23 protein-coding genes are annotated in these 23805 nt (G+C 67.7%); 2 read left to right on the top strand and 21 right to left on the bottom strand.

The genetic code is table 11. The features are described 5' to 3' along the window. Positions 1–34: 34 nt before the first annotated feature. The 5 genes from VGN82_RS11105 to yajC form a co-directional block, all read right to left on the bottom strand. On the bottom strand, positions 35–928 hold the full coding sequence (locus tag VGN82_RS11105) for a phytoene/squalene synthase family protein (protein ID WP_327527347.1): 894 nt from the start codon (positions 926–928) through the stop codon (positions 35–37). Between the two features lie 144 nt (positions 929–1072). Then, the gene (locus VGN82_RS11100) at positions 1073–1450 is read right to left on the bottom strand and encodes an Mth938-like domain-containing protein (RefSeq protein ID WP_327527079.1); all 378 of its coding nucleotides are present in this window, start codon (positions 1448–1450) and stop codon (positions 1073–1075) included. Between the two features lie 25 nt (positions 1451–1475). Further along, entirely contained in the window at positions 1476–2426 is a 951-nt protein-coding gene (gene secF / locus VGN82_RS11095; RefSeq protein ID WP_327527078.1) for a protein translocase subunit SecF, read from the bottom strand. A gap of 30 nt (positions 2427–2456) precedes the next feature. Then, on the bottom strand, positions 2457–4067 hold the full coding sequence (gene secD / locus VGN82_RS11090; RefSeq protein WP_327527077.1) for a protein translocase subunit SecD: 1611 nt from the start codon (positions 4065–4067) through the stop codon (positions 2457–2459). Between the two features lie 72 nt (positions 4068–4139). Further along, positions 4140–4415, bottom strand: coding sequence for a preprotein translocase subunit YajC (yajC, locus tag VGN82_RS11085; RefSeq protein ID WP_327527346.1), 276 nt, complete (start codon positions 4413–4415; stop codon positions 4140–4142). A gap of 345 nt (positions 4416–4760) precedes the next feature. On the opposite strand from yajC, the gene VGN82_RS11080 reads away from it, so the two are divergent. Then, complete coding sequence (locus tag VGN82_RS11080; RefSeq protein ID WP_327527345.1) at positions 4761–5648, top strand: ATP-binding protein; 888 nt, start codon at positions 4761–4763, stop codon at positions 5646–5648. 277 nt (positions 5649–5925) lie between these two features. On the opposite strand, the gene VGN82_RS11075 is transcribed toward VGN82_RS11080, so the two are convergent. The 15 genes from VGN82_RS11075 to VGN82_RS11005 all read right to left on the bottom strand — a co-directional run bounded on the left by VGN82_RS11075 (position 5926) and on the right by VGN82_RS11005 (position 22335). Then, the gene (locus tag VGN82_RS11075; protein ID WP_327527076.1) at positions 5926–7350 is read right to left on the bottom strand and encodes a peptidoglycan DD-metalloendopeptidase family protein; all 1425 of its coding nucleotides are present in this window, start codon (positions 7348–7350) and stop codon (positions 5926–5928) included. Positions 7351–7470: 120 nt separating this feature from the next. After that, positions 7471–8157, bottom strand: coding sequence for a protein-L-isoaspartate O-methyltransferase family protein (locus tag VGN82_RS11070; RefSeq protein ID WP_327527075.1), 687 nt, complete (start codon positions 8155–8157; stop codon positions 7471–7473). Positions 8158–8312: 155 nt separating this feature from the next. Then, positions 8313–9074, bottom strand: a complete 762-nt coding sequence (gene surE, locus VGN82_RS11065) for a 5'/3'-nucleotidase SurE (RefSeq protein ID WP_327527074.1) — start codon at positions 9072–9074, stop codon at positions 8313–8315. Positions 9075–9119: 45 nt separating this feature from the next. Then, the gene (gene serS, locus VGN82_RS11060) at positions 9120–10421 is read right to left on the bottom strand and encodes a serine--tRNA ligase (protein WP_327527073.1); all 1302 of its coding nucleotides are present in this window, start codon (positions 10419–10421) and stop codon (positions 9120–9122) included. A gap of 145 nt (positions 10422–10566) precedes the next feature. Then, complete coding sequence (gene tatC, locus VGN82_RS11055) at positions 10567–11391, bottom strand: twin-arginine translocase subunit TatC (protein ID WP_327527072.1); 825 nt, start codon at positions 11389–11391, stop codon at positions 10567–10569. After that, positions 11388–11933: a Sec-independent protein translocase protein TatB gene (gene tatB / locus VGN82_RS11050; protein ID WP_327527071.1), complete on the bottom strand. Its 546-nt coding sequence runs from the start codon at positions 11931–11933 to the stop codon at positions 11388–11390. The genes tatC and tatB overlap by 4 nt, the downstream gene beginning before the upstream one ends. A gap of 77 nt (positions 11934–12010) precedes the next feature. Continuing rightward, positions 12011–12253, bottom strand: coding sequence for a twin-arginine translocase TatA/TatE family subunit (locus VGN82_RS11045; protein WP_056799197.1), 243 nt, complete (start codon positions 12251–12253; stop codon positions 12011–12013). Between the two features lie 69 nt (positions 12254–12322). Further along, positions 12323–13369, bottom strand: coding sequence for an ABC transporter ATP-binding protein (locus VGN82_RS11040; RefSeq protein WP_414644281.1), 1047 nt, complete (start codon positions 13367–13369; stop codon positions 12323–12325). A gap of 99 nt (positions 13370–13468) precedes the next feature. Continuing rightward, positions 13469–14164, bottom strand: a complete 696-nt coding sequence (scpB, locus tag VGN82_RS11035) for an SMC-Scp complex subunit ScpB (protein ID WP_327527069.1) — start codon at positions 14162–14164, stop codon at positions 13469–13471. An 8-nt stretch (positions 14165–14172) separates the two neighbouring features. Next, positions 14173–15003, bottom strand: coding sequence for a segregation and condensation protein A (locus tag VGN82_RS11030; RefSeq protein ID WP_327527068.1), 831 nt, complete (start codon positions 15001–15003; stop codon positions 14173–14175). Positions 15004–15062: 59 nt separating this feature from the next. Next, positions 15063–16073 (bottom strand): beta-N-acetylhexosaminidase, encoded by a 1011-nt coding sequence (gene nagZ / locus VGN82_RS11025; protein ID WP_327527067.1) that lies wholly within the window; start codon positions 16071–16073, stop codon positions 15063–15065. Positions 16074–16134: 61 nt separating this feature from the next. Next, positions 16135–17229, bottom strand: coding sequence for a TRAP transporter substrate-binding protein (locus VGN82_RS11020; protein WP_327527066.1), 1095 nt, complete (start codon positions 17227–17229; stop codon positions 16135–16137). A 221-nt stretch (positions 17230–17450) separates the two neighbouring features. Next, positions 17451–19169: an SPOR domain-containing protein gene (locus VGN82_RS11015; RefSeq protein ID WP_327527065.1), complete on the bottom strand. Its 1719-nt coding sequence runs from the start codon at positions 19167–19169 to the stop codon at positions 17451–17453. Positions 19170–19267: 98 nt separating this feature from the next. Beyond that, positions 19268–21031: an arginine--tRNA ligase gene (argS, locus tag VGN82_RS11010; RefSeq protein WP_327527064.1), complete on the bottom strand. Its 1764-nt coding sequence runs from the start codon at positions 21029–21031 to the stop codon at positions 19268–19270. Positions 21032–21087: 56 nt separating this feature from the next. Beyond that, on the bottom strand, positions 21088–22335 hold the full coding sequence (locus VGN82_RS11005; protein WP_327527063.1) for a deoxyguanosinetriphosphate triphosphohydrolase: 1248 nt from the start codon (positions 22333–22335) through the stop codon (positions 21088–21090). A gap of 82 nt (positions 22336–22417) precedes the next feature. On the opposite strand from VGN82_RS11005, the gene VGN82_RS11000 reads away from it, so the two are divergent. After that, positions 22418–22771, top strand: coding sequence for a HesB/IscA family protein (locus VGN82_RS11000; RefSeq protein ID WP_327527062.1), 354 nt, complete (start codon positions 22418–22420; stop codon positions 22769–22771). 127 nt (positions 22772–22898) lie between these two features. Here VGN82_RS11000 and VGN82_RS10995 read toward each other — a convergent pair whose 3' ends face one another. Next, the gene (locus tag VGN82_RS10995; protein ID WP_414644268.1) at positions 22899–23513 is read right to left on the bottom strand and encodes a cold-shock protein; all 615 of its coding nucleotides are present in this window, start codon (positions 23511–23513) and stop codon (positions 22899–22901) included. Positions 23514–23805: the final 292 nt, after the last annotated feature.

The raw sequence follows: 23805 nt of genomic DNA, 5'->3' as shown, positions 1-23805 counted from the left end.
CCGGGGGCTTTTTCATATCGGCCCGTCCGCGAGTTCAGCCCGCCCGGCGCGCCGCCCGCCAGATCACCCATTGCCGCCGCCAGGCCGGCAGCGTGATGATCGTGCGATAGGGATCGTAGCCGCCGCGCTCCATGCGCTTGAGATAAGGCTCGACCAGTGCCGCCGGCAGGAAGGCCGGCATGACCGCGCTGGGGATTGTGCTGCGCAGGTCGCTCAGCTTCTTCAGATGACTGCGCGCGATCTCGCGCAGCTCCTTCAGCGAATAGAGCACGCCGGGCCCGCCGCGCCCGCGCACGATGTCGTCGCGGGTGACGCCGTTGCGCGAGAGGATGTCGGCCGGCAGATAGACCTGCCCCTCCGCCGCATGCCAGGGAAAGGCGCGCATCAGCCCGGCCAGCGCGTAGGCGACACCGGCATAGCCGGCCGCCGCCGCACCGCCCGGGTCGCGGCCATTGGCCAGGATGATCGATGCCAGCCGGACCAGCGCGCTCGAGGTCTCCCCGGCATAGCCTTCCAGGTCACGCAGGGAGGGCATCGGATCATCGTACAGGTCGAAGACGCGCGCCTCGATCAGCCCGGTCAGCGGCGCGATCGGCAGGCGGTAGCGCGCGATCGTGTCGAGCAGCGCGGCCGCGACCGGATGCGCCTGCACTTCGCCGCCCGCCTCGCCCTCGAGCAGGTCGCGCCACCATTGCAGCCGCACTTCGCCGGGCAGCGGCTCGCTGACCAGCGCCCGCACGCGCGCGATCTCATGGCTGAAGGCATAGAGCGCGAACAGCGCCGGCCGCTGCGATTCCGGCGCATAGAGGCAGGTAATGTAGCGATCGTGGTCGGCCTCGCGCACCATCGTCGCGCAATGCGCATAAGCCTGGGGCAAGGCCGAAAGCGTGGTCTCGCTGCGACGGTCGGTTTCGGTTGCCTGCGGCATCATCCTGCCTCGATCCAGTGCCCGCCCCCTGGCCCCTGCCTCGGCAGTGTAGGACGAGCCGGCGGCGCATGGCTACGTCTCAACGACATGGCGGGAACGATTTGACGGAGTTGGCGGCCAGCAGCCACGCCTCGCGACGTAGCGCTAATCGACCGCGATCAGTGCCGCCGCGACGCGGCGCTCCTCCGCCACCAGCACATTGTAGGTCCGCGCCGCAGCACCCGTCGCCATGCCTTCGACCGTGATCCCGCTCGCCTTGAGCAGGTCGCGCCATTCATGCGGGATGAAGGCGATGTCGGTCCCGGTGCCGATCAGCAGGAAGTCGATTGCCTCGGCCTCGTCGAGCACCGGCTTCAGGCTTTCCGGCGTGATCTCGGCGAAGCGCGTCACCGGCCAGATCCGGATGCCGGCCGGCGTCGCCAGCACCGAGCCGCGATGGCTCATGCCGGCGAAGCGGAAGCCACCAGCCCCGAAGGCGTCGAGCTGGTGCCGGCCGGGCACGAATCCGTCGAAGCGGGTCATGCCGACGCCTCCGTGCCGTGCGGAATCAGGCCTTGGCCTTGCTGGCGGTGGCTGCGCGCTCCTGCGCCTCCTCGCGCTGGGCGGTGCTGCGCACATCCATGTAGAGCAGCACCGGCGTCGAGATGAACATCGCCGAATAGGTGCAGACCACGACGCCGAACAGCATGACCAGCGCGAAGCCCTCGATCGCCGAACCGCCGAACAGCACGAGCGCGATCAGCGCGAGCACCGTCGTGGTCGAGGTAATCGCGGTGCGCGACAGGGTCGAGTTCACCGAGAGATCGAGCAGGTCGGCGACCGGCATGGTCTTGTAGCGCCGCAGCAATTCGCGCGTGCGGTCGAACACCACCACCGTCTCGTTCAGCGAATAGCCGACGATGGTCAGGATCGCCGCGATCGAGGTCAGGTTGAACTCGAGCTGCGTGATCAGGAAGAAGCCCATCGTCAGCACGATGTCGTGCAGCGTGCCGAGGATCGCGCCGATGGCGAGCGGCATCTCGAAGCGGAACCAGAGATAGATCAGCACGCCGACGATCGCGAGCACGACGCCGAGCGTGCCGGCCTGGACAAGCTCGCCCGAGACGCGCGGGCCGACGGTTTCGACCCGGCGGAAATCGAAACTCTGCGAGAACGCCTCTCGCGCCTTGACGACGACCTGCTGCTGCGCGGCTTCACCGCCGGGCTGCAGGGCGAAGCGCATCGAGACGTCGCCGGCCTGGCCGAACTCCTGGACCTCCGCCTCGCCGAAGCCGAGCCCGTTCGCGGTCTGGCGAATCTGGGCAATCTCGGTCTTCCCGGACTTCGCCTGCATCTCGATCAGCGTGCCACCGCGGAAGTCGATGCCAAAATTCAGCCCGATGGTCGCGAACAGGAACAGCACCAGCAGCGAATAGGCCGCCGAGAACGGGTAGCTGAACCGCCGGAAGCGGACGATCTTGAACGTCGTATTGTCGGGAACGATGCGAACCAGACGCATGCGCTGATCTCCTTGAGCAGTTGGCTTGCGTCAGAACGGAAGGGTCTTGGGGCGCGCCCAGCGATACCACAGCGCGATCAGCATCCGGGTCAGCGTGACCGCGGTGATGACGGTGGTCAGGATGCCCAGGATGAACACCACGGCGAACCCGCGCACCGGGCCGGAGCCGAGCGAGAACAGCGCCACGGCCGCGATCAGCATGGTGACGTTCGAGTCGATGATCGTGGCGAAGGCGCGCTGGAAGCCCGCCTCCAGGGCCGAGACGAGGCTGCGGCCCATATGGGCCTCCTCGCGCATGCGCTCATAGATCAGCACGTTCGAGTCGACCGCAGTGCCGATCGTCAGGACGATGCCCGCGATGCCCGGCAGCGTCATCGTCGCGCCCAGCACCGACATCAGTCCGAGGATCAGGCAGACATGGACGAGCAGAGCGATCGAGGCGATGAAGCCGAACACGCCATAGGTCGCGATCATGTAGATGATCACCAGAATGGTCGCGATCACGGTGGCCATCTTGCCGGCATGGATCGAGTCGGCGCCGAGGCCGGGGCCGACGGTGCGCTCCTCGACGATCGTCATCTTCGCCGGCAGCGCGCCGGCGCGCAGCAGGATGGCGAGGTTGTTGACCGATTCGACGGTGAAGTTGCCGGAGATCTGGCCTGATCCACCGGTGATCGGTGACTGGATCACCGGCGCCGAGATCACCTTGTTGTCGAGCACGATGGCGAGCGCCCGACCGAGATTCTCGGTCGTGATCTGGCCGAAACGCTGGGCCCCGCGGATGTTGAAGCGGAAATTGACGATCGGCTGGCTGGTGCGTGAATCGAAGGCGGGCTGCGCGTCGATCAGGTCCGCGCCGTCGACGATCGGCTGACGTGCCACCGGGACGAGTTGGCCGCCGGCGTCCTGCGAGGGCAGCATGTCGACATCGGTCGCCCCCGGTTCGGCCACAAGGCGGAACTCGAGCTTCGCGGTTTCGCCGAGCAGCACCTTCAGGCGCTGCGGATCCTGCAGGCCCGGGACCTGGACGAGGATGCGGTCGAGCCCCTGCCTCTGGATGTTCGGTTCGGTCGTGCCGGTCGCGTCGATGCGGCGGCGGATGACCTCGATCGCCTGCTCGACGGCGCGCCTGACGCGCTCGTTGATGCCGGCATCCGTGACGGCAAGCTGGATCAGCCCATCGGGCTGTTCGGTGACGGCGATCGACTGGTTGCCGGAAGGCCCGAACGCGCCGAGCGTCCCGATCGGCTGAGAGAGTTCACGCAGCTTCGGCAGGAGCTTGGCGCGGTCGGCAGCATCCGGCACGCGGATCTGCACGCCCCGCGGGTTCATCACGATGCCGCCCTGGAAGGAGACCCGTTCATCACGGACGATGCGCCGGACGTCGTCGCGCAACTGCGTCACCTGGCTGCGCGTGAGATCGGCCCGGTCGACCTCGAGCAGGACGTGCGAGCCGCCCTGCAGGTCGAGGCCGAGCACCATCGCATGGATCGGCAGCAGGATGCGCGGAATCCAGGAGGGAGCGCCTGCCTCGATCGCCTTGCGCGTCTCGGGCGAGAACAGGTTCGGCAACGCGAAGCCGCAGCCGAAGAGCAGCACGAGCAGGACGACGATGACCTTGCGGGTCTGGAAACGGAGCATCTGCGTGAACAGCCTTGTTGTCGCAGGCCGGCCCCTGGCGAGGCCGAACCCGAGTAGCCCGCCGGGGGCTGGTTAGCTCTTGACCGGCTCGCCCTTGGCGCGAACGTCGGTGATCATGCCCTTGACGAGCTTGACCTTTACGCCGTCGGCGATTTCCGCCTCGAGCTCGGCGTCGTCAGTCACCTTGGTGACCTTGGCGATGATGCCTCCGGAGGTCACGACCGTGTCGCCGCGACGCACGTTCTTGATCATCTCCTGATGGGCCTTCACGCGCTTCTGCTGCGGGCGGATGATCAGGAACCACATGATCACGAAGATCAGGACGAACGGCACCAGCGACATCAGCATGTCGGTGGAGCCACCGGCCCCGGCGGCTTGGGCGAAAGCGGGGGTGATCACGAAAGGGCTCCTTCATCACGCCGGCGCGGCGCGCCGCCGGCCGCAGGCTGCGGCAAATCCATCGTCAGGCTCAAAAAGCGCGCGGACTATAGCCAGCGACGCCGGTAAATCAATCGGACGCGGCCGCTGACGCGGACGCGTTCCTCACCTATGGGCTTGCCGCTGTTCGCGCAATGGCCTTGCGCTTTGTCGCGGCACACAGTTTAGGGTTCCATTTGCCGTACCGCCGGGTACGGTTGTTGTGGATCGCCCTCTCGCAGGCCCGCCAGGATATTGCCCAGCATGACCTCAAGCATGACCTCCCCTGCCACGACCGAGACTGACCAGACGCTCGCGACGCTGCTGCGCATCGCCGACGCGCTGGAGCGGATCGCCCCGCCAGCCCGCAAACCGGCCGACCTCACGCTCGCCGACGCCTTCGTCTGGCATCCCGCCGGATCCGAACTCGCGCCGGTAGCGCGCGTCAACCGCGTCGCGCTCTCGCTGCTGCGCGGGGTCGACCGTGTCCGCGACACGCTGGCCGAGAATACCGAGCGCTTCGCCCGCGGCCTGCCGGCCAACAACGTGCTGCTCTGGGGCGCCCGCGGCATGGGCAAGTCCTCCCTGGTCAAGTCGGTCCATGCCGACACCAACCAGCGCCTGCAGGGTGAGGCCCTTCCGCTCAAGCTGATCGAGATCCACCGCGAGGACATCGAGAGCCTGCCCGTCCTGATGGGGCTGCTGCGCCCCGACGCGCATCGCGCCATCGTCTTCTGCGACGACCTATCCTTCGACGGGGGCGACACCTCCTATAAGTCGCTGAAGGCGGCGCTCGACGGCGGCGTCGAAGGCAGGCCCGGCAATGTCGTGTTCTACGCCACCTCGAACCGCCGACACCTGTTGCCGCGCGATATGATGGAGAACGAACGCTCGACCTCGATCAACCCCGGCGAAGCGATCGAGGAGAAGGTCTCGCTGTCGGATCGCTTCGGCCTCTGGCTCGGCTTCCACAAATGCAGCCAGGACGAGTATCTCGCGATGATCGACGGCTATGTCGGCCATTTCGGGCTGGAGATCGAGCGCGAGGCGCTCCACCACGAGGCGCTGGAATGGGCGACCACACGTGGCTCCCGCTCGGGCCGCACGGCCTGGCAGTACATCCAGGATCTGGCGGGACGCCTGGGCAAGACGCTGGAGGGATAAGCGGCGCCGCGCTTCTCGCGACCGGGAGAAGGTGGCAGCGCGACGCACTGGCGAATGAGGCATGAACCTCATTCGCAAACAGAAAAGGCCGCTCGCGCGGCCCTTCCCCCAACTCGAAAACCAAAAAGAATGGCGGGGCGGCCTTTCCTGGGACCGCCCCGCCTTGTTCCGACCGGTGGGGTCTCGCGGAGACCGGTCGAAGGGTGAACTCTGGAGCGTCGGCCCGAAAGCCGGGATCCGGATTTCTGGGAGTGCCGATGCGAGATGAAGGTTCGGCTCAGTTGTTCAGATAGGGTGTCGGATCGACCGGCGCCGAGCCCTTGCGCAGCTCGAAATGCAGCTGCGGCGAGGAGACATTGCCGCTCTGGCCCGACTTGGCCACGACCTGGCCGCGCTTCACCGTCTCGCCGCGCTTGACGTTCAGCTCGCCATTATGGGCGTAGGCCGAGACATAGCCGTTGGGATGGCGGATCAGCACGAGATTGCCGTAGCCCTTCAGCTCGTTGCCGGCATAGGCGACAGTGCCGCCCTCGGCCGCCTTGATCGGCGTGCCTTCCGGCACGGCGATGTTGATGCCCTCGTTGCCGCCCCGGCCGCTGAAGCCGGAGATGACGCGGCCACGAGCGGGCCAGCGGAAATCGGCCTTCTCGCCCGCCTCCTCCTGCTTCGGCAGGCTGGCGGTGGTCGCAGCGGGTTCAGGCTCAGCCTTCGGAATGGCGGTGGCCTTCGGCTCCACCGCAGGCGCGCTAGCGACGACGACCGGCTTGGCCTTCTCCGGAGCGGGAGCACGAACCGGCTTGGCCTCGGCGACCACGGGCTTCTCGACAACCGGCTTGGCAACTGCGACGGGCTTGGCGACGGGAACGGCAGCGACAGGAGCGGACACCTTCGCGGCGGCCTTGGCCTTGGCCTCGGCTGCGAAACGGGCCCGCGCATCGCGCATCGCCTGCGCATCGGCTTCCGCCTTCGCCTTGGCTTCAGCGGCGGCGGCCGCCTTCTGCTGTGCGGCGCTGGCCTTGGCGTCTGCAGCCGCCCTGGCCTCGGCCTGAGCCTTTGCACGAGCGTCCTGCACCGGCGCAGCCGGGCGAACCGCGGCGACCGACGCTGCAGGAGCGGGACCGGTCCCGAAACGCGACGCATCGGAGCGGGTTTCGGGCTGGGCCTGCGCAACCTGCTGCCTCGGCGCCGGCGCGCTGCCGGCGGTAGCGGCGTTGTAGACCGGGATGGTCAGACGAGAGCCCGGCGCGACATTCGGGCTGGACAGCCCGTTGGCCGAGATCAGCGCAGCACGCGGCACGCCGTAGCGCGACGAGATCATGTCGAGCGTCTCGCCCTGGGCGACCACGATCGGGGTACCGCCCTGTGCGCTCCAGCCCGAGGCATTGCCGGCAACGGGCTGCGGCGCGGCACTGCGCAGAGCAACCGCCGACTGCGGCGGCGGAAGCGGCTGGGAACGGACCGCGGTCATGACCGGCGCCGGCGTCGAATAGACCGGCGTGTTGGCCGAACCACCGATCGAACCGGTGGTGGCTGGATCGCGCACCGCGGCCGAAGCCTGGGCGGACTTGAAGGGATTCGCGAAGGGGGTCTCGGTGAACCGCATCGTATCGGACGAGCAGGCACTGACGCCCAAGGCGAGCAGGCACGCTGTCGACGCGCGGAGGACGAGGCTGAACTTGACCGATCCGGCTTGGCTACGCATGGAACTGGCACTCGCGAACAACGCAACTCGATGGGGAGCATTAAAGCCCCGTTCAGGTTACGAAACCGTTTCGAGCCACACCTTCGCGTTTGCTTTTTCGTTCGACTCCGAGAAACCGCCTCAAAGGGCGCGCGCCAGCCCCGGTACCAGCGGCGGCAGGCGGATGGCCGGGCCCATCGCATGGTCGAAGCCGCCATCCGCGAGGCGCGTCACCACGACCCGGCGCGCCGCGCCCTCGACACGCAGCGCCCCCACGAGCCGCCCGCCCGTCGACAGGCGCATCAGCAGTGATTCGGGAATCGCATGGGTCACGCCGTTGACCAGGATGCGGTCGAAGCGTCCGAGCGTCCGGTCCGGCTGGAAGCCGTCGGCATGGCGCAGCTCGACGGAAGCGCCATACCCGCTCGCCGCGACCCGCTCATGTGCGGCCAAGGCCAGCGTCCGGTAGCGTTCGAGCGAAACGACCTCGCCGCCCATCGCAGCCATGAGGGCCGCAACATAGCCCGAGCCGGTGCCGACCTCGAGCACGCGCGCCGAGGCCTGCATGTCGAGCGCTGTGAGAAGCGCGGCGACCGTGTGCGGCGCCGTCATGGTCTGGCCGCAGGGCAGCGGCACCGACACGTCTTGCCGGGCGAGATCGGCGAAGCGCGCCGGAGCGAAGCGCTCGCGCGCGATCCGTTCCATCGCGCGAAGAAGCGTGAGATCACGCACGCCCTGCGCCCGCAGCGACAGCAGGAAGGCGACGGTCCGCTCGCCCTCGCTGGCCGGCGCCTCCTCGTCCATTCCGCCGCGCTCGCCCTCGGTCATGGTTCAGCGCGCGCCGGCGTGTATTCCAGCCGCGCCTTCATCCTGGCCGAAGCGAAGCGGAACGCCGGGATCCATCGGAGAGCTCGGCTCCCCATGATGGATCCCGGGCCGACCTTCGGTCGCCCAGGATGACGCGGCTGGAAGCGCAGGTTCACTTAAGCGAACACGCGCGCGAAGCGGGTCAGCGTCGGCTCATGCGTCAGGTCGAGTTCGAGCGGCGTCACCGAGATCTTCTTCTCGGCCAGCGCCCTGAGATCGGTGCCATTGGCCGGCTCCGTCTTCCCGCGCGCGAAGGCAATCCAGAAATACGGGTTGCCGCGGCCGTCCTGGCGCGGCTGCAGCTGCAGCAACTCCTGGTCGCGCCGGCCCTGCACGGTCACCGCGATGCCCTCGACCTCGCTCGGCGCGACATTCGGGAAGTTCAGATTGAACAGCACGTCGGAGGGAATGCCTTCCGCCAGCAAGCGGCGGATGATGCCGGGAGCATGGTGCTCGGCGCAGTCCCAACGGATGTTCTCGCGCCCGCCGGGGCCATAGGCCTGACTGACCGCGATCGAGGGTATGCCGAGCAGCGTGCCCTCCATGGCGGCGGCGATCGTGCCCGAATAGGTCACGTCCTCGGCGACGTTCTGGCCGCGATTGACGCCGGACAGCACCAGATCGGGCCGGTTCTCGATCATGATCGAGCGCGCTGCCATGATCACGCAGTCGGTCGGGGTACCAGTGACGGCGAAGCGCCGCGCCGAGATCTGGCGCAGCCGCAGCGGATTCGACAGCGACAGCGAATGGGCCACGCCCGACTGGTCGGTTTCGGGCGCGACGACCCAGACATCGTCCGACAGCTGCGCCGCGATGCGCTCCAGGACGGCCAGCCCTTCGGCGTGGATGCCGTCATCATTGGTGACGAGAATGCGCATGGGTCAGGCCTTCAGCAGGAGCAACGAGAGGTCGAAGGCGCCGGATCACGCCTTCTCGATGCGCGTCACGCCGCGCATATAGGGCACCAGCACGTCGGGCACGGTGATCGAGCCGTCGGCGTTCTGGTAGTTCTCCATCACCGCGATCAGGGCCCGGCCGACCGCCGTGCCGGAGCCGTTCAGCGTGTGGACGAAGAATGGCCCCTTGCCGTCCTTGGTCTTGTAGCGGGCGTTCATCCGCCGCGCCTGGAAATCGCCGCAGACCGAGCAGGACGAGATCTCGCGATAGGTCTTCTGGCCGGGCAGCCAGACCTCGATGTCGTAGGTCTTTTGCGAGGCGAAGCCCATGTCGCCGGTGCAGAGCGTCATTACGCGATAATGCAGGTCGAGCTTCTTCAGCACGGCCTCGGCGCAGGCGAGCATGCGCTCATGCTCCTCGGCGGACTTCTCCGGCGCGGTGATCGAGACCAGCTCGACCTTCTCGAACTGGTGCTGGCGCAGCATGCCGCGCGTATCGCGCCCGGCCGAGCCGGCCTCGGCCCGGAAGCAAGGCGTCAGCGCGGTATAGCGGCGCGGAAGCTCCTCTTCGGCGACGATCGATTCGCGCACGAGATTGGTCAGCGGCACCTCGGCGGTGGGGATGAGCCAGTGGTCATCGCCGGCACGGAACTGATCGTCGCGGAACTTCGGAAGCTGCGCCGTGCCGAACATGGCGTCGTCGCGCACCATCAGCGGCGGCATCACCTCGGTATAGCCGTGTTCCTCCGTATGCGTATCGAGCATGAACTGCCCGATCGCGCGGCTCAGGCGAGCGATCTGGTTGTTGAGCACGACGAAGCGCGAGCCCGAGAGCTTCGCAGCGGTCTCGAAGTCCATCTGGCCGAGCGCCTCGCCCAGCTCGAAATGCTCCTTGGGCTGGTTGATGCCGACGAGACGCTTGCCCGTCTCCTCCGGCCTCTCGCCGTGCACCGACTTCACGACATTGCCGTGCTCGTCCGCGCCTTCGGGCACATCGTCGTTCGGCTTGTTGGGGATGGCCGCGAGTTGCTCGTCGAGCGCGTCCTTGGCAGCCTTCTCCTGCGCCTCCAGCGCCGGCTGCGAATCCTTCAGGCTCGCGACCTCGGCCTTCAGCTTGTCGGCGAGCGCGACATCCTTCGCACCCATCGCCTTGCCGATGTCCTTGGAGAGGGCGTTGCGGCGCTCTTGCGCGCTCTGCGCCTTGGCGATGGCCGCGCGGCGCGTGTCGTCGAGCGCGAGCAGCGACGACGACAGCGGCTCGAGCCCACGCCGCTTCAAGCCGGTGTCGAACGCCTCGGCGTTCTCGCGAATCCATTTGATGTCGTACATCGTCGTCAGGCCACGCCGTCACGTTCGGGAACAGCGTGATGCTCTAGACCGGGATGCATGTCTAGGGAACAGGGAAGGTGATGGAGCGAGCCCGCTACGTTATGCCCGGCACAAGGCCGGACATAACGCGGCTTGCCATTGCGCCCTACTCGCTCGCAGCGTCAGCGGCATCGTCCGCCGCCTGCTTGGCCGCGCGCTTCTTCTCGACGTGGCGCACCGAGAACACCGACAGCTCGTAGAGCAGCAGCATCGGGATCGCGAGCATGAGCTGCGAGATCACGTCGGGCGGGGTCAGCACGGCTGCGACCACGAAGACGAAGACGATCGCGTAGCGGCGCTTTTCCTTCAGGAAGGTCGAATCAATGATGCCGGCCTGCCCGAGCAGTGTCAGGATCACCGGCAGCTGGAAGGAGATGCCGAAGGCGAAGATCAGCGTCATGATCAGCGAGAGATATTCGCTGACCTTGGGCAGGAGCGCGATGCCCGCCTGCCCGTCCGTCGCCGCTTGCTGCATGCCGATGGAAAACTTCATCAGCACAGGCATGGCGAAGAAGAACACCATCGCCGCGCCTGCGACGAAGAAGATCGGTGTCGCCGCGAGATAGGGCGCGAAGGCCTGACGCTCGTTCTTGTAGAGCCCCGGCGCGACGAACTTGTAGATCTGCGTGGCAATCACCGGGAAGGCGAAGAAGCCCGCCCCGAAGGCAGCGATCTTGATCTGCGTGAAGAGGTATTCCAGCGGGGCAGTATAGATGAGCTGGACATTGGCGCCTGGCCCCGCCGCCCAGACATAGGGCTGGACCAGGATGTTGTAGATCTGCGTCGCGAAGGCGAAGCAGATGAAGAACATCACGAGGAAGGCGACAAGCGACTTGATCAGCCGCGAGCGCAATTCGATCAGATGGTCGATCAGCGGTGCGCGGGAGGCCTCGATCTCGTCCTCGCCCTCGCGCGGATTGGCGACGCTCATGCAGCGCTCCCTTCGCCCGGCTCGGCCGCGGCGGTCTTGCGCTTGCGCGGCGCCTTGGCGGGCGCGGGTTCAGCTTGAGGCTCGGGCTCTACTGCCGTCTCGACGGCCGCGGCCTTGCGACGACGCTTGGGCTTCGCCTCCTCGGTAACCGCAGGGGATGCCTCAGCGGAAGCGGTCTCGGCTGACGTGATCTCGACCGGTGGCAGCGGATCCGGCGCGGGAATCGCTGCCAGCTTGGCCTCGGCCTCCTTCATCGCCGCATCGTCGAGCCCGGTCGAGGCTGGCATGTCGATAGGCTTGAAATCGGTGTTCAGCGAACTGGACACGGTGCCGCCGACATCCTCGACCTGCTTCTTCAGGTCGTGGAGTTCGGCCTCGCGCATGGCGTCGTTGAACTGCCCCTGGAACTCGGCGGCCATGCGGCGAATCTTGCCGATGGCCTGGCCGGCCGTGCGCATGGCCTTCGGCAGGTCCTTGGGGCCGATCACGACGAGCGCGACCGCCCCGATCAGCATGAATTCGCTCCAGGCGATGTCGAACATCGACGGCTCGTCCTCTCAACCTCCCGCCCAAGCCTGATCTGGCCATGCCTGATCCGACCAAGACGGGCGGCTCGGCCTCAGGCCTTGGTCTCGGCCTTGGCCGCAGCGGGATTGGTCGCTTGCGCGTCGATGATCTTCGGATCGGCCGGGGTCGCGGCGCTCGGCGGCGGCGGGGGCGTCTCGTCCTCGGCCATGCCCTTCTTGAACGACTTGATGCCCTTGGCCACGTCGCCCATCAGCTCGGAAACCTTGCCGCGTCCGAACAGCAGCATCACGATGACGCCGACGACGATCCAGTGCCAGATACTCACGCCACCCATGGCGGACTCCCCTTCGAATTGATGTGCGACCGGGGTATTCCGGCCCCGGCCGGTCGCTTGTGGCGGAACCTATGTGTACCCCGCGGGGAACACAAGAACTTCGTCGGAGGGAATGTCGAGCCCGACATCCTCGCCCTCCCTGGTCGCGCCGGCCAGCGAGGCACGGACGGATAGCGGCCGTTCGAAGCCCTCGACCGCGATCAGCAGATGGTCGACCTCGCCGAGGAAGCGCCGCGTCATCACCCGGCCCGGCAGGTAAAATCCCTTCGGCACGATCCGGATTCCGTGTGGCCGGATGCAGACCACGGCCTCGGCCCCCTCGGCCAGTCCCTTCGCCGGAAAGCGCCCGAATGGCGTATCGACGGCGCCTTGCGCGACGCGGCCGGCGATCTCGTTAAAATCGCAGAAGAATCGGGCGGCAAAGAGACTGCCGGGCTTGCGGTAGAGCTCCTCGCCCGTGCCGATCTGCACGATCTCGCCGGCCCGCATCAGCACGATCCGATCGGCAATGCGCATCGCATCCTCGGGGTCGTGCGTGACGATGATCGAGGTCGCACCGGTTTCCTGCAGCAGCGCCGCCGTCTCGTCGCGAACGATATCGCGCAGGCGCCTGTCCAGATTCGAGAAGGGCTCGTCCATCAGCAGGACGCCGGGCCGCGGCGCCACCGCCCGCGCCAAGGCGACGCGCTGCTGTTCGCCGCCCGAAAGCATGTGCGGATAGGCGTCGGCGAGATCGGCGAGGCCGACGCGAGCGATTGCCCGCAGCGCCGTCGCCTCGATGGCGGCGTCGCTCTCGCCGCGAACGCCAAGGCCGAAGCGGACATTCTCACGGACGGTCAGATGCGGAAACAGGGCATAGTCCTGGAAGACCAGCCCGACCCCGCGTCGTTCCGGCTCGACGAAACCGGCAGGCGAGGAAACGTCCCTGCCCTCGAGCAGGACGCGGCCTGCGCTTGGCCGCTCGACGCCGGCGGCGAGCCGCAGCAGCGTCGTCTTGCCGCAGCCCGACTGGCCGAGCAGGGCGATGATCTCGCCCGGCTCGACCGACAGCGAGACATCCTTCAAGGCGGTGACGTCGCCGAAGCGCTGCGTCACGGAATCGAAGGCGAGCGCCATCGGGATGGCCGCTCCCGCCGTGCCCCGGCGACCCCAGTTGAGCCAGCGTGATTTGGTATCCTGAACGGCCAACGAAAATGCCCTGCGGATGGAAGAGCCCTACCCGCCTGCCCCATGCGGGCCGCCGTCGCCGTCGTCAAGCGGCGAGAACAGGTCGCCGAGCGGATCCTCATCGGCGCGCAGGTCCGGATCGTCGTCGGGAACGGGCACGGCGAGGTCACGAGTCAGGCGGCCCTCGATGAAGCCGGAGCCCTTCAGCTCCTCCAGCCCCGGCAGGTCGTCGATGCGGTCGAGCCCGAAATGGTCGAGGAAGCCCGGTGTCGTGCCGAAGGTCACCGGCCGCCCCGGCGAGCGGCGCCGACCCCGCAGGCGCACCCACCCCGCCTCCAGCAGGATGTCGAGCGTGCCCTTGGCCGTGGCGACGCCGCGGATCTCCTCGATCTCGGCCCGCGTCACCGGCTGGTGATAGGCGATGATCGACAGGACCTCGAGCGCCGCCCGCGACAACTTCCGCGGTGGCTCGGCCTCTGCCGCGAGCAGGTAGCTCAGGTCGGGCGCCGTCCGGAAGGCGAAGCCGCCCGCGACCTGACGCAGATTGACCCCTCGCGCCGCATAGAGCTCGGTCAGCCGCTCCAGAACCTGGCCGATGTCGATGCCCGACGGGATCGAATGCGCCAGCTCCTCCGCGGTCAGCGGCGTCGCGGAGGCGAAAAGCAGCGCCTCGGCCACACGCGTCGCCTGCGCGAAGGCCTCCAGGCCACCGTCGTCCCGGTCATCCTCGAATGGCTCCGTCATCGCCATCGTCATGGCGCGTCCCGGCTGAGAAGCGGCAGCACTGGCGGGCGTGCCGAGCGGCGGCGCAGATAGAGCGGCGCGAAAGCGTCGTCCTGGCGCAGGTCGAGCACGCCCTCCTTGACCATCTCCAGCATGGCCGAGAGCGCCGATGCCCTGACCGTCGCCGTCATCTCGCGTGCCGGCAGGCCATGCGACGACATGTAGCGGGTCAGATAGGGGTCGATCTGCGTCCAGTCGCCTGCCTCGCCGACCAGCCTCTGCAAGGCCTCGCGCGCCTCGACCAGCGACCAGACCACGCGCTGGCCGACCGAGATATGCCCCTGCACCCGCTTCATCCGCTGCTGCGCATAGGCCGACAGCAAGTCGTAGAGTTCCGCCTCCCAGACGGGCCTGGCGCCTGCGACGATCGCCTCGGGCGCGCCGCGCGCGAACACATCCTGACCCAGCCGCTCGCGCGAGGCGAGCTTGCGGGCGGCCGCACGGATCGCTTCGAGCCGCCGCAATCGCAGCGCCAGCGCCGTCGCGAGATCGGCCGCGCTCGGCTCCTCGCCCTTGGGTGGTTCCGGCAGCAGCAGGCGCGATTTGAGATAGGCGAGCCAGGCCGCCATCACCAGATAGTCGGCCGCGAGTTCGAGCCGCAGCGCCCGCGCCTGCTCGACGAAGACGAGATACTGCTCGGCTAGGGCCAGGATCGAGATGCGGTGCAGGTCGACCTTCTGCCGGCGCGCCAGATCGAGCAGCAGGTCGAGCGGCCCTTCATAGCCGTCGACGTCGACGAGCAGCGCCGGCTCGTCCTCGCGACGCGGAGCATCATCTTCGAATGGCAGTTGCGCCGCCATGGCCGGCAGCCCCCCTCTCGCTCACGCGAAAGTCGCGAGCCTGTCGCAGGTTCGACGGTTCAGGCGCTCAACGCAAGCGCGCTGGCCAATTGCGCCCGCGCAGCCTCGACGTCGAGCGGTTCCGGCTCGTGCCGGATGCGCGCCAGCGCCATCGCGGCGCGGCGGGCGCGGTCGCCCTTCATTTCGGGCACAGCACCGGCGATCGCGACCATCTCCTCCATGATGCCGTGGCAATGCAGCACGACATCGACACCGGCCCGGATCGCGGCGCGCGCCTTTTCGGCAAAGCCGCCGGAAAGCGCCTTCATCGAGATGTCGTCGGTCATGATCAGCCCGTCATAGCCGAGCTCTCCGCGCATGATTTCGCGCACGACTTTCCGCGAAACGGTGGCCGGATGCCGGGCGTCGAGCGCGGTGAAGACGACATGGGCCGTCATAGCCAGCGGCATGTCGGCGAGATGCCGGAAGGGCCGGAAATCATGGGCCCGCAACTCCTCGAGACCTGCATCGACGACGGGCAGGTCGTGATGGCTGTCGGCCTTCGCGCGTCCATGGCCGGGCATGTGCTTGACCACCGGCAGCACGCCGCCCGCCAGCAGCCCCTCGGCCGCAGCGCGCCCGAGCCGCGCCACCATGTCAGGCTCATGCGCATAGGCGCGGTCGCCGATCACGTCATGGCTGCCGGCGACCGGCACGTCGAGAACCGGCAGGCAGTCGACATCGATGCCGACGCTCTTCAGGTCATGCGCCATCAGCCGGGCCGAGAGCCGCACGGTCTCACGCTGCAGGAGCGGGTCGTTGATCGCGAGGAAGGCCCGCGCCGGCGGATATTTCGGCCAGTTCGGCGGCGCCATGCGCTGCACCCGCCCGCCCTCCTGGTCGATCAGGATCGGCGCGTGCCAGCCCACCGTCTCGCGCATCTCGGCGGTCAGTGCCGCGACCTGGGCGGGATCCTGCGTGTTGCGCCGGAACAGGATGAAACCCCAGGGGCGCGCATCCCTGAAGAAGGCACGCTCGTCTTGGGTCAGGCTCGTGCCGAGGCAGCCGGCGATGAAGGCGCGTGAGGTCATGGCTCAGGCGTAGGAAGGCGGAGGGGGCCGGTCAAGCGTCCCGCCCCCTCGCCCTGTGGGCTCAGCGCATCTGCGCGGCCATCTGCGCGTTGAAGGCGTCGAAGGGCAGCTCGGCGACGCGGAACCACAGGTTCTCCTTCTTCCAGTACGGCAGGAAGGAATCATAGAAGGTCTTGAAGTTCGGGTTCGAGGCGGCAAGCTCGCCATACATGGCGAAGGCCTCCTTGAACGCGGCCAGCATCACCTCCTGCGGGAAGGGCCGCAGCTCGGCCCCGGTGCCGGCGAGGCGGACGAGCGCATCCGGGTTGCCATTGTCGTATTTGGCGACGCAGAGCGCGTTGGCCTCGGCGCAGGCCGCCTCGACGATCGCCTTGTAGGACGCCGGCAGCGCGTTCCACTTCTCGAGGTTCACGAGGAAGCTGACATTGGCGCAGCCTTCCCAGAAGCCGGGATAGTAATAGTACTTCGCGACCTTCTGGAAGCCGAGCTTCTCGTCGTCGAGCGGGCCGGAGAACTCGACCGCGTCGAGCGTGCCGCGCTCCAGCGCCGGATAGATGTCGCCGCCGGCGATCTGCTGCGGCACGACGCCGAGCTTGGCCATGATCTGCCCGCCCATGCCGGCGATGCGCATCTTGAGGCCCTTCAGATCCTCGAGCGACTTGATCTCCTTGCGGAACCAGCCGCCCATCTGCGCGCCGGTGTTGCCCGACGGGATGGTGTAGAGGTTGTGCTTCTGCATGAAGGCACGGCACAGCTCGAGCCCGCCGCCGGCATAGAGCCACGCGTTCTGCTGGCGGGTGTTGAAGCCGAAGGGCAGCGAGGTCTCGAAGGCGAAGGCCGGGTCCTTGCCGATATAGAAGCTCGACAGGGTGTGGCTGCACTCGACCGTGCCGTTCTGCACGGCATCGAGCGCCTGCAGCCCGGGGACGATCTCGCCCGGCGCGAAGACCTGGATCTGGAAATTGCCGTCGGTCGCTTCCGCGACGCGCTTGGCGACCTGCGTCGAGAGACCGAACAGCGTGTCGAGGCTCTTCGGGTAGCTCGAGGTCAGGCGCCAGGCGACCTTGGGCTGCGACTGGGCGATGGCGGGAGCGGCGATGGCGGCGCTCCCCGCGGCGCCGGCAGCGGCTGTCTTCACGAATTTGCGACGGTCCATGGTATCCTCCGGTGTTCTTGTGGTCTTCGGTCGCCGCACCCTGCAGGCTCAAGGCGACACTGCCGCGCGCCTCTTCGCATGAAACGGCAGGGCGGACCACTAGCCATCCTGCCGAGACGGGTTGCGCCGGACGCGAACGGAAAAACCGGCAGCGCGAGGCGCCGCCGGTTTCGAAATCGACCCTGACGGTCCGGGCTCTAGAGCCCGCTAGAGCTTGATCGTCAGTTCTTGGCGATGAAGCACTGGCCGCCCGCAGCCTGGAGCTGTGTGCACATCGTCGTGGCGTCCTCGCGGGAATAGGGACCGACGCGGAGCCGGTACACCGTCTTCCCGCCTGCAAGCTCCGTCTTGCGCACGATCGGCGCCTGGCCGCCGAGCTGGCCCGGATATTTGCGCTGGAGCGCCGCGAAGGTCGCCCGCGCCTCGGACTCGCTGCCGGGCGCACCAAGCTGGACGACGAAATCGCCGGTTCCGCTGCGGATGGCGGCGGTGGCAGGTGCCGGTGCGGCGGGTGCCTGGGCCGCGGGCGGAACGCTGGCGACCCGCATCGGGGCGGAAGGTGTCGTCGCCGCGGCGCGTTCCTGCACCTTGGCGGGTTCCTGGACCTTGGCGGCCTCCTGCGCCGGCGTCGTCGCCGGACGCGGACGCGGCTGCGCCGAAGCGGTCGTCGATGCCGGATCGGTCGAGGCAAGCAGGCCCGGCCGGGTCGGCTGCGCCGGATCCGTTCCCGCCGACAGGGTACCGTTCGTGTAGCCCGCGGCGCCATTGGCAGCCGGCGCGGGCGTCCCGTCGGGGCGGATCGAAACCGTGCGGACACGGCGCGGTTCGCCCAGCCCCGGCACAGGCGGCACCGGCGTCAGCGCCGGCTCCAGCGGAGCAGGATCGCGCGCGATGACGGCCGGCGCCTGCGACAGCGCATTGGCCGCGGGGGTCGTGGCGGTGCCGGTGCCCGGCCCCGGCAGCACGACGCGCGACGGCATCGAACGCGCCGCCTGCTGGACATCGACCGGCTGCTCTTCGCGGCTGACGACCTTGGTCGGCCCGGCCGACGTGTCGCCCGGCCGCTCATAGATCTGCTTGTTCTGGTTCGGTATCTCGGCACCGCCGGGATTGGCCGGCTCGACCTTGGTCGGCCCGGCATCCGCCGTGATCGTCGGCGGCTGGCCATCCGAACCGCGCAGCGCGCCGCGCTGCGACATCACGACACCGCCCCCGACGACGCCCACCAGGACCAGCGCCGCGGCGGCATAGAGGCCCTTGCGCGAGCGGCGCGGCTCGAGGACCGGCATCTCGTCATCGGCCGGCAGCTCGGCATGCTGCGGGTGCGCATCATAGTGCTGCTGGTCATAATAGGGGTAGGGCTCGCGCGCCTCGTCGAGGTCACGCGGCGCCGCAGCCATGCCCTGCCCGGCCACGGGCCGCTGATAGGACTGCGGCTCGGGCAGCTCGAAGCTCTCTTCCTCGATGACGAAGCGAGGCTCGGTGCGCGCCGGCGCGGCAGCGGGAGCAGGCGCAGCCTGGGAGGGTGCAGGCCGGCCGCCATCCGTGCGGCGCAACAGCGCCTCGAACTCGTCGAGCGCGCCGCGAAGTTCGGCCGGCGGCGACGACTGCTCGACAGCCGCCTGCAGCTCCTGGACGGGATTGAAGACCGGTTCCTGCCGCGGCTGGACCTGGCCCCGGGGCTGGCCCTGAAACTGAGGCTGAGCCTGGGCAATCGGCTGCTCCTGGGCCTGCCAGGGCGCCGCCACGCGCTGCGGCGCGGCCGCCTGCCCCCGATGCCCGAAGATGTCCTTCAGCGGGTCGCCCTGGTCGACGATACGCGTCAGCTCGGCCAGCGGGTCGACGGGCTGACCGACCTTCGGCGCCTGCCCGGCGTTGCGAAGCTGGCGCTCAAGATCTTCGAGATCGAGCGCGAAACGGTTTCTAGCTGGCTCACTCATGGCACGATCCATTCCAGCGCAGGCCGACCGCACGCATGGGATGCCCAAAGCGTCTTGCCGTCAACCTGACCTTGTGCGCACTGAGGGCCAACCGACCGTCAGCGCATCTCTTCCGGCGCCGCAACTCCGGCGACAGCCAGACCGGAAGCAAGGACGCCGCGCACTGCATGCACAAACGCCAACCTCGCCAAGGTCGACTCTCGATCAGTTTGATTAACGAACCGTAATTGCGGCGAGTCTTTGCCCTTGTTCCATAGCGAATGGAAAGCGCTCGCCAGCTCATGAACAAAAAACGCAACGCGATGTGGCTCGTGAGCGGCCGCCGCGCCTTCGATGATTCGCGGATAGGACGCGATCAACTTGACGATACCAACCTCCGCCTCGTCGGTCAGACGGGCGAGATCGGACCGCGCCAGCGCGGCCGGCGCTAGATCGAGATCGGGAAACGCCTCACGCGCCTGCCGGAAGATCGAGGCGCAGCGCGCATGGGCATACTGGACGTAGAAGACGGGGTTGTCCTTCGACTGCTCGACCACCTTGGCGAGATCGAAGTCGAGCGTCGCGTCGTTCTTGCGGAAGATCATCATGAAGCGCACCGCATCGCGGCCGACCTCGTCGATGACTTCGCGCAGCGTGACGAAATCGCCCGAACGCTTCGACATCTTCACCGGCTCGCCGTTGCGCAGCAGCTTGACGAGCTGGCAGAGCTTGACGTCGAGCTCGCCCTTCTCATGCGTCACGGCCTTCACCGCCGCCTGCATGCGCTTGACGTAGCCGCCATGGTCGGCGCCCCAGACGTCGATCATCTGGGGAAAGCCGCGCGTGAACTTGGAGCGGTGATAGGCGATGTCGTTGGCGAAATAGGTATAGCTGCCATCTGACTTCAGCAGGGGCCGGTCGACATCGTCGCCGAACTTGGTGGCGCGGAAGAGCGTCTGCTCGCGATCCTCCCAGTCCTCGTCCTTCTGGCCCTTCGGCGGCGGCAGCCGGCCCTCATAGATCAGGTCGCGCGAGCGCAGGTCCTCGATCGTTTCCTTCACGGCATCCTTGTTGCCGTCGACGACCTGCAGCGAACGCTCCGAGAAGAAGACGTCGTGGACGACGCCGAGCGCGGCGAGATCGTCGCGGATCATCGCCATCATGCCGTCGATGGCGGTCTGGCGCACGAGCGGCAGCCATTCGGCTTCGGGCTTGCCCAGCAGCGCGTCGCCATGCGCCTTGGCCAGGGTCTGGCCGACCGAGACGAGATAATCGCCCGGATACAGCCCCTCCGGAATGGTGATGGTCTCACCCAGCGCCTCGCGGTAGCGCAGGAAGGCGGAGCGGGCGAGCACGTCGACCTGAGCACCGGCGTCGTTGATGTAGTATTCGCGCGTCACCGCATGGCCGGCGAAGGCGAGGATGTTGGCGAGCGAATCGCCAAACACGGCGCCACGGCCATGGCCGACATGCATCGGCCCGGTCGGGTTGGCCGAGACATATTCGACATTGATCTTCGGCTCGGGCTTGGACGCCCCTCGTCCGTATTCCAGCCCTCGCTCGACCGCGTCCTTCAGGATCGCGGTGAACACTGCCGGCTGCAGCGTCAGATTGATGAAGCCCGGCCCGGCGATCTCCGCCTTGACGATCTCGGCATCGCCCGAGAGCTCTTCGACCAGAAGCGCAGCCAGCGCGCGCGGGTTGGTTCCGGCCTCCTTGGCGAGCACCATCGCGGCATTGGTCGCGAGATCGCCATGGGCCGGGTCCTTGGTCGGCTCGACCACGACGCGCCCGAGATCGAGGCCGGCAGGCAGGGCCCCGCGCTCGGCAAGAGCCGAAATCGCGGCGGCGACACGGGCGGAATAGGTCTCGAACAGGTTCATGGCGGCCAATATCTGCTGCGAACGGACAAGCTAGGCGGGTTTGGGAATGCCCGGCCCTATCGCAGCGACGGGGTCGCGTCAAACAGGCGGCGGTGTTCGTCGAGCGCGTACCAGTCGGTCATGCCGGCGATATAGTCGGCAATCCGCCGCGCGCGGCGATGGGCGTCGAGCCCCTCGCAGCCAGCCGCCCAGTCGGCCGGCATCAATGCTGGATCGGCGTTGAAGCGGCCGAAGAGCTCGCGCACCACCTGCGCCGCATCGCGACGGATCGGCGCGATCCGGGCATGGCGATACATGTTCGGATAGAGGAAGGCCTTGATCTCGCGGTCCGCAGCCTCGATCGCCGCCGGGAAGGCGACCACAGGCCCACCCGCCCGCCTGATCGCATCGGCGTCGGCCGGCGCCAGCTTTTCCAGCCGCGCCTGCGACTCGACGATCACCCCCTCGACGAACCGGGTGATCACCCGCCGGACCAGTTCATTCGTCGTCCGTGATGTCTCGAGCCCGGGATGCAGCGACTCGATCTCGTCGAGCAGTCCGGCAAGGAACGGCACCGCCTTGAGCTCGGCGTGGCCGAACAGTCCTGCCCGCAAGCCGTCATCGATGTCATGGGCGTTGTAGGCGATATCGTCGGCAAGGGCTGCGGCCTGCGCCTCGGCCGAGGCATAGGAATCCAGCCAGAGGTCCTGCTTCGCCTGGTACTCGACGATGGCCGCCGGAATGCCGGTCGTGGCGTAGCGCTCGGTCGGTGTCCCGTCGGGGAACAAGAGCGGGCCATTGTGCTTGACGAGACCCTCCAGCGTCTCCCAGGTCAGGTTGAGCCCGTCGAAACCGGCATAGCGCCGCTCCAGCCGCGTCACGATCCTGAGAGTCTGGGCATTGTGGTCGAAGCCGCCGAACGGGGCCATGCACTCGGCGAGCGCATCCTCACCGGTATGGCCGAAGGGCGTGTGGCCGAGGTCATGCGCGAGCGCCAGCGCCTCGGCCAGATCCTCGTCGAGCCCGAGCGCCCGCGCCAAGGCGCGCGCGATCTGCGCGACCTCGATGGAATGCGTCAGCCGCGTGCGGAAATGGTCGCCCTCATGCGAGACGAAGACCTGGGTCTTGTGCTTGAGCCGACGGAACGCGGTCGAATGAATGATCCGGTCGCGATCACGCTGGAAAGGGTTGCGCGTCGGCGAGGCCGGCTCGGCGATCAGCCGGCCACGGCTCGTCGCGGTGCGGCAAGCGTAAGGAGCGCGCCAGCGATCGCCAGGCTCGAAATCGGGCCCGGCCGTGAAAAAGGGCTTCTCTGGATGCGGCATGGCAGACCCGTCGCCTCCCCTGCTTGTAGAGGCGTTGCGGCGCAATTACCTTTGCGCGTAACGAAGGTGCAAGGAGCATCTGATGATGACGACCGATATGCCGGTCAATCCGCGCGGCATCGCCGTGACGGGCAAGGCCGCGACCCGCATTCTCTCCGTGATGGCGAAGGAACCGCCGGGCTCGATGCTGCGCGTCAGCGTCGCCGGTGGCGGCTGCTCGGGCTTCCAGTACATTTTCGACGTCGATCAGGAGAAGGCCCCCGGCGACCTCGTGATCGAGCGTGACGGCGCCACCGTCCTGATCGACGAGACCTCGCTCGACCTGCTCGAAGGCTGCACCATCGACTTCGTCGACGATCTCGTCGGCCAGTCCTTCCGGATCACCAACCCGAACGCCACGAGCTCCTGCGGCTGCGGAACCTCGTTCGCGCTTTAGATTGTACTCGGGCTTCCCGGCCCCCGACATGGCCGGGGGATAATGTCGGTTTCCTGCCCAATCGGGCGGCCCTAATGAAAAAGGCGCCACAAGGGCGCCTTCCGCTGACCTGCGAATTGCGGTCGTCTCAATGCGAGCTGGCGATCCCGCCCTGCTCCAGCCGGATCTCGGCTGCCATCAGGCCCTTGGGTCCGGGTCCGTAGCGCACCAGCACGGTCTGCCCCGGGATCAGTTCGACCAGCCCGTAGCGCCGCATCGTCTCCATATGGACGAAGATGTCAGGGGCGTTCTCGCCGGCCGAGACGAAGCCGAAGCCGCGCAGGCGGTTGAACCACTTCACCGTCATCCGCTCGAGCCCGCTGGTCGGCGTGACCTGCACATTGGTGCGCGCGAGCGGCATCTCGGCGGGGTGCCGCGCTGCACTGGTGTCGATCGACAGGACGCGGATGGCCTGGCGGCCCCGCGGCTTGGCCACCGCCTCCAGCACGATATGGGCGCCTTCGGCGATGGCGTTGAAGCCGTCGCGCTTCAGGATCGTGACATGGACAAGAATGTCGGCGCCGCCGTCCTCGGGCACGACGAAGCCGTAGCCCTTGCTGACGTCGAACCATTTGACGTGACCGCTGAGCTCGACGGCGGCCTCGTGACCGAGCCCTTCTGGCCCGTCGAGCCGCATCACGCGGTTGAGTGACTGGATCGGTCCCATCGGTCGCCGCCCGCTCTCACCGAACTCGTCGGACATTTGCCACCCACCCCCGCCCGAAATGGCTTGATTCGTGGCCTCAGGATAACATCGCTGTGGAGTCGCGATACAGCCGGCTTTGCGTCATCCACATCAACGCGCCCTCAACGCCGGGCCGAGCCCCAGGTTGTCGGCGCCGGGCAGCACGCCGGTCGCCATGCGCCAAGAGCGCCGCTGGCCCGGGCCGCGATTCGCAGAATGCAAGGGGGCCCTGCCCTCAGCGCACCGCAGCACCTTCGCCCGGGCAGGCTACAGAAACCGAATATCGGCAAACATCTCAGGCAATTAGACA

This window comes from Allobosea sp., from assembly GCF_035999205.1.
GTDB lineage: Bacteria > Pseudomonadota > Alphaproteobacteria > Rhizobiales > Beijerinckiaceae > Allobosea.
The sequence above is the reverse complement of the archived record's forward strand: the minus strand, read 5'-3'. Positions and strand labels throughout refer to the sequence as shown.